This is a genomic window from Mesorhizobium sp. WSM4809 (genome assembly GCF_055811655.1).
The window spans coordinates 1-5,398 of sequence record NZ_JBVVQW010000043.1 but is presented as its reverse complement, the minus strand read 5'-3'; the positions used below and the strand labels follow the sequence as shown (position 1 = coordinate 5,398).

At 61.4% G+C, this 5,398-nt stretch carries 5 protein-coding genes; 2 read left to right on the top strand and 3 right to left on the bottom strand.

Annotation, left to right across the window (positions count from 1 at the left end):
* Positions 1–181 precede the first annotated feature (181 nt).
* From fusA to rpsL, 3 genes are all read right to left on the bottom strand, one after another.
* A complete protein-coding gene (gene fusA, locus AC0L24_RS33650) occupies positions 182–2,272 on the bottom strand; it encodes an elongation factor G (RefSeq protein ID WP_027027748.1) in 2,091 nt (696 codons plus the stop codon).
* Positions 2,273–2,301: 29 nt separating this feature from the next.
* Positions 2,302–2,772: a 30S ribosomal protein S7 gene (gene rpsG, locus AC0L24_RS33645; RefSeq protein ID WP_008875664.1), complete on the bottom strand. Its 471-nt coding sequence runs from the start codon at positions 2,770–2,772 to the stop codon at positions 2,302–2,304.
* Between the two features lie 76 nt (positions 2,773–2,848).
* Complete coding sequence (rpsL, locus tag AC0L24_RS33640; protein ID WP_006333356.1) at positions 2,849–3,220, bottom strand: 30S ribosomal protein S12; 372 nt, start codon at positions 3,218–3,220, stop codon at positions 2,849–2,851.
* Positions 3,221–3,717: 497 nt separating this feature from the next.
* Between rpsL and AC0L24_RS33635 the strand changes: the two genes are divergently transcribed.
* Positions 3,718–3,999 (top strand): transcriptional regulator, encoded by a 282-nt coding sequence (locus AC0L24_RS33635; protein WP_013531420.1) that lies wholly within the window; start codon positions 3,718–3,720, stop codon positions 3,997–3,999.
* A 183-nt stretch (positions 4,000–4,182) separates the two neighbouring features.
* Positions 4,183–5,109 carry a Gfo/Idh/MocA family protein gene (locus AC0L24_RS33630; protein WP_127810385.1) on the top strand — a complete coding sequence of 309 codons (927 nt, stop codon included), beginning with the start codon at positions 4,183–4,185 and terminating at the stop codon, positions 5,107–5,109.
* Positions 5,110–5,398 lie beyond the last annotated feature (289 nt).

Genomic DNA, 5,398 nt, shown 5'->3' with positions numbered 1-5,398 from the left:
AGCGACGTCTTGCCATGGTCGACGTGGCCAATCGTGCCGATGTTCACGTGAGGCTTGTTACGCTCGAATTTACCTTTGGCCATAATCGTTCTCCGTCTATTCTACCCGCTAAGGGGAAATTGTTATTCGCTCTTCAGATCCGGCACCGCGCAAGGAGCGTGACCCGGTGGCTAAGAAACCCTTAGGCGTATTTCTTCTGGACTTCCTGAGCCACTGCGGTCGGAACCGGCTCATAGTGATCGAACTGCATGGTGTAGGCCGCACGGCCCTGGCTCATCGAGCGCAGGTTGTCGACATACTTGAACATGTTGGCGAGCGGCACCATCGCGTTGATGACGACGGCGACGCCGCGCGCTTCCTGGCCCTGGATCTGGCCACGACGACCGTTCAGATCGCCGATGACGCTGCCGACGTAATCTTCCGGCGTCACCACTTCGACCTTCATGATCGGCTCGAGCAGCTGCACGCCAAGCTTGGGTGCGGCTTCACGGAAGCAGGCGCGGCCGGCGATTTCGAAGGCCAGAACGCTGGAGTCGACATCGTGGTAAGCGCCGTCGATCAGCGTCGCCTTGACGCCGATCATCGGGAAGCCCGCGAACGGACCCGAGGTCATGACGCTGTTGATGCCCTTTTCGACACCGGGGATGTATTCCTTCGGCACGGCGCCGCCGACGATCTTGGTCTCGAACTCGAACTCGCTGCTGTCCGGGTTCGGCTCGAAGACGATCTTGACGCGAGCGAACTGACCGGTACCGCCGGTCTGCTTCTTGTGCGTGTAGTCCTGCTCGTGCCTGCGGGTGATCGTCTCGCGATAAGCCACCTGCGGTGCGCCGACATTGGCCTCGACCTTGAACTCGCGACGCATGCGGTCGACGATGATGTCCAGGTGAAGTTCGCCCATGCCGGAAATGATGGTCTGGCCGCTTTCCTCGTCGGTCTTGACACGGAAGGACGGATCCTCGGCGGCCAAGCGGTGAAGGGCGAGGCCCATCTTTTCCTGGTCGTTCTTGGTCTTCGGCTCGATGGCGATCTGGATGACCGGATCGGGGAATTCCATGCGCTCGAGAATGACCGGATGCAGCGGATCGCTCAGCGTGTCGCCGGTGGTCGTGTCCTTGAGACCGGCAAGAGCAACGATGTCGCCGGCAAAAGCCTCTTCGACATCGGCGCGCGAGTTCGCATGCATCTGCAGCATGCGGCCGATGCGCTCTTTCTTGCCCTTCACGGTGTTGTCGACCGAGATGCCCTTGGTGAGCCTGCCCGAATAGATGCGGGCAAAGGTCAGCGAACCGACGAACGGGTCGTTCATGATCTTGAAGGCGAGCATCGACAGAGGCTCGTTGTCGTCGGCGTGACGCTCGATCTCGGCGTCGGTCTTGGCATCGACACCCTTGATGGCGGGAACATCGGCCGGCGACGGCAGATATTCGACGACGGCGTCGAGCAGCGGCTGCACGCCCTTGTTCTTAAAGGCCGAGCCACAGAACATCGGGTAGAACTTGACCGCGATGGTGCCCTTGCGGATCAGCGCGCGGATCTCGTCATTCGACGGCATCTTGCCTTCGAGGTAATTTTCAAGCGCCGTCTCGTCCATTTCGACGGCGGCCTCGATCATCTTCTCGCGGTATTCTTCGGCACGAGCCTTGAGGTCGTCCGGGATCTCGACGACATCCCAGGCAGCGCCCAGCGTCTCGTCGCGCCAGACAAGCGCGTTCATCTCGACGAGGTCGACGACGCCCTTGAACTCGGTCTCGGCGCCGATCGGCAGCTGCATGACAACGGCATGCGCACCGAGGCGCGAACCGATCATCTCGACCGAGCGGTAGAAGTCGGCGCCGATCTTGTCCATCTTGTTGCAGAAGATCATGCGCGGAACGCGGTACTTGTCGGCCTGGCGCCAGACGGTCTCGGTCTGCGGCTCAACGCCGGCATTGGCATCGAGCAGCGCGATGGCGCCGTCGAGCACGCGCAGCGAACGCTCGACTTCGATGGTGAAGTCGACATGGCCGGGGGTGTCGATGATGTTGAAGCGGTGCATCTTGCCGTCACGAGCCTTCCAGAAGGTCGTGGTCGCGGCGGAGGTGATCGTGATGCCGCGCTCCTGCTCCTGCTCCATCCAATCCATGGTGGCAGCGCCGTCGTGGACTTCGCCGATCTTGTGCGACTTGCCCGTGTAGTAGAGGACGCGCTCGGTAGTCGTCGTCTTGCCGGCGTCAATATGCGCCATGATACCGAAATTGCGGTAGTCTTCGATTTTGTATTCGCGGGCCATCGTAGCTGCCTCTCAGTCTCGTTCGCGCTTTACCAGCGGTAGTGCGCGAAAGCGCGGTTGGCTTCAGCCATCTTGTGGGTGTCTTCACGCTTCTTGACAGCCGTGCCGCGGTTGTTGGCCGCGTCCATCAGCTCGCCGGAGAGGCGGTCGACCATCGTGGTCTCGTTGCGATTGCGGGCCGCAGCGATCAGCCAGCGAATGGCCAATGCCTGGCGGCGCTCGGGGCGCACATCAACCGGAACCTGGTAGGTGGCGCCACCGACACGACGCGAACGCACTTCAACATGAGGCGCGACATTGTCGAGCGCCTGATGGAAGACGGTGACCGGCTCCTGCTTGGTCTTCGACTGAACCTGGTCGAGCGCGCCGTAGACGATGGTCTCGGCGACCGACTTCTTGCCGTCATACATGACGGCGTTCATGAACTTGGTGACGATCAGATCGCCGAACTTCGGGTCCGGATTGATCTCACGCTTTTCTGCACTGTGACGACGCGACATGGCTTTTGTCTCTCAATCTCATAACCCGACGCACCCAAGGAGCGCCAAGGCCGGAAAATCTTACTTCGGACGCCCCTTACTTCGGACGCTTGGCGCCGTACTTCGAACGGCGCTGCTTGCGGTTCTTCACACCCTGCGTGTCGAGCACGCCGCGGATGATGTGGTAGCGAACGCCCGGAAGATCCTTGACGCGGCCGCCGCGGATCATCACCACGGAGTGTTCCTGAAGGTTGTGGCCTTCGCCGGGGATGTACCCGATCACTTCAAAACCATTGGTCAGGCGGATCTTGGCCACCTTGCGCAGCGCCGAGTTCGGCTTCTTCGGCGTCGTTGTATAGACGCGCGTGCAGACGCCCCGCTTCTGCGGGTTCTGCTGCATGGCCGGGACCTTGTTGCGCTTCACCGGCGCAATGCGCGGCTTGCGGATCAGCTGGTTGACGGTAGGCATTAAACCCTCTTGTCTCTCAATTCCGTGTCTCGCCCGGTCAGGGCCGCTCAAAGCGTCATTTCCATACGCAAATTCGGGCCATAAACCGCGCCTCGCGGTCTTGCCCGAACAAAAGGCAGAGGAAGCGGAAGCCGCTTCGTGCACGCCGGAAATGTCTTTTCGCTCGTAAAACGAACCCTGTTTGAGGCAAACTCCAAAGCGTGTCGCTTCGGAAGGGAGAGCCTCACATCGGTTCTGACTGGGCGGCTTCTACTCGTAAGACCGCGGACCGTCAAGCCCGGAGCACTAAATATTGCGCGCCGACCAAGGCTTGGCAGCCATGCGAAAACCGCATGTAATTTTCTTTCGCATTTTTGCAAGAGCGAGGAAGAAAGTGACAAGCCTTCAGGCAAAGTGAATGGGTTTGCGCTGTTGCGCGGCCTTGCTTCATGCGAAAAGGCCGCATGAGCAGTCAAAACCCCCTCGCCCGCCCACCCGCTGCCAAGAGGAATCGGCCCGTGAACGACAATGAAGAACGCCCGGTCACCATCATCACCGGCCGGGTGTGGAAGAAAAAAGGCGGCAAACCGGAAGGCGTCCACGTCATGCTGGTGGCGCCAGACGACGATTCGGCGGTGCGCCGGGCACTCGAATCGCTTGCCGCCGAAGGGTACGCCGAGGCCGAACTCGACCAGATCGGCGACATGGACGGCATCCCCGACGAAGAGCCGCATATCTCCGCTTTCCAGGGCGCGCTCGAAGGCGAAGTGTCGATCGTCACCTTCGACGTGCCGATCTGAACCCGAACCCGGTCCAGCTTTCGAATCGACTGCCGAGACGAATCGGCGACCGAGGCCTTCCCAGCCGACAAAAATGTGCACTGCCGCCTCAAGGAAGGCCGAGCTAGGCTTCTCGGCTTCGGCTTGCCCGGGGCAAGTGTTCTGGTAAGAAACCATCACCATCATCAAACAGACGGAGCGGCCGTGTCCCAGCCCATCAAGATAGGCATCGTCGGCGTTGGCAAGATCGTCCGCGACCAGCATCTGCCGGCCCTGGCGAAAGACCAGGACTATCGCCTCATCGCGGCTGCCAGCCGTCACGGCAAGGTGGATGACATCCCGAATTTCCCTCACATCGAAGCCATGCTCGATGCGGTGCCCGAGCTCGAGGCCGTGTCGCTCTGCATGCCGCCGCAGTTCCGCTACGATGCGGCGCGCACCGCGCTGATGGCCAAGAAGCATGTCTTCCTGGAGAAGCCGCCTGGCGCCACGGTCAGCGAGGTCGAGGACCTCAAGATATTGGCCGCGCAGAACGGCGTCTCGCTGTTCGCCAGCTGGCACTCGCGCTATGCGCCGGCCGTAGAGGCCGCACGCGCCTTCCTCGACAAGGCCAAGATCAGGTCGGCCGCCATCAACTGGAAGGAAGACGTGCGGCGCTGGCACCCGAACCAGGAATGGATCTGGGCTCCCGGCGGTTTCGGCGTCTTCGATCCCGGCATCAACGCGCTGTCGATTGCCACCCATATCCTGCCGGCGATGTTCATCACCTCGGCGGTGCTGGATTTTCCCGAAAACCGCGCCTCCCCGGTTGCCGCGCGCGTCGCCTTCCGCACCTCGAACGGGTTGCCGGTGACGATGGACCTCGACTGGCTGCAGACAGGCCCGCAAAGCTGGGACATCCTGGCCGACACCGACAAGGGCGCGATGGTGCTGTCGGGCGGCGGTTCGAAGCTCGCCATCGACGGCAAGGTGGTTCATGACGAGCCGGAGGCCGAGTACCCGATGCTCTACAAGCGCTTCGCCGAGATCGTCCGCGCCGGCACCTCCGATGTCGATCTGGCGCCGCTGCAGCATGTCGCTGACGCCTTCATGCTCGGCAAGCGCAACGTGGTCGAGGCGTTCTTCGATTGACAATGGGCTGTGAAGAGCGACCTCGCTCCGATCCCCACTTCCCGGATCATTTTCGAAGGGCGCGCCGCCCCTCATTGTCCTGCCGGACATTTCTCCCCGTATAGTGACGGGGAGAAAGGGGCAATGGCGACGCCGGCGTTCGCCCTGCAAGGTCGCCGATTGGCGAAATCGTCAGCGACGGCGTCCTTCTCCCCGTCACTATACGGGGAGAAGATGCCGGTGTCCGAACCGGATAGATAGGTAACAGAATGGACTGATTAGATGGGTGACAGTTTTCTTGTCCGCCGGG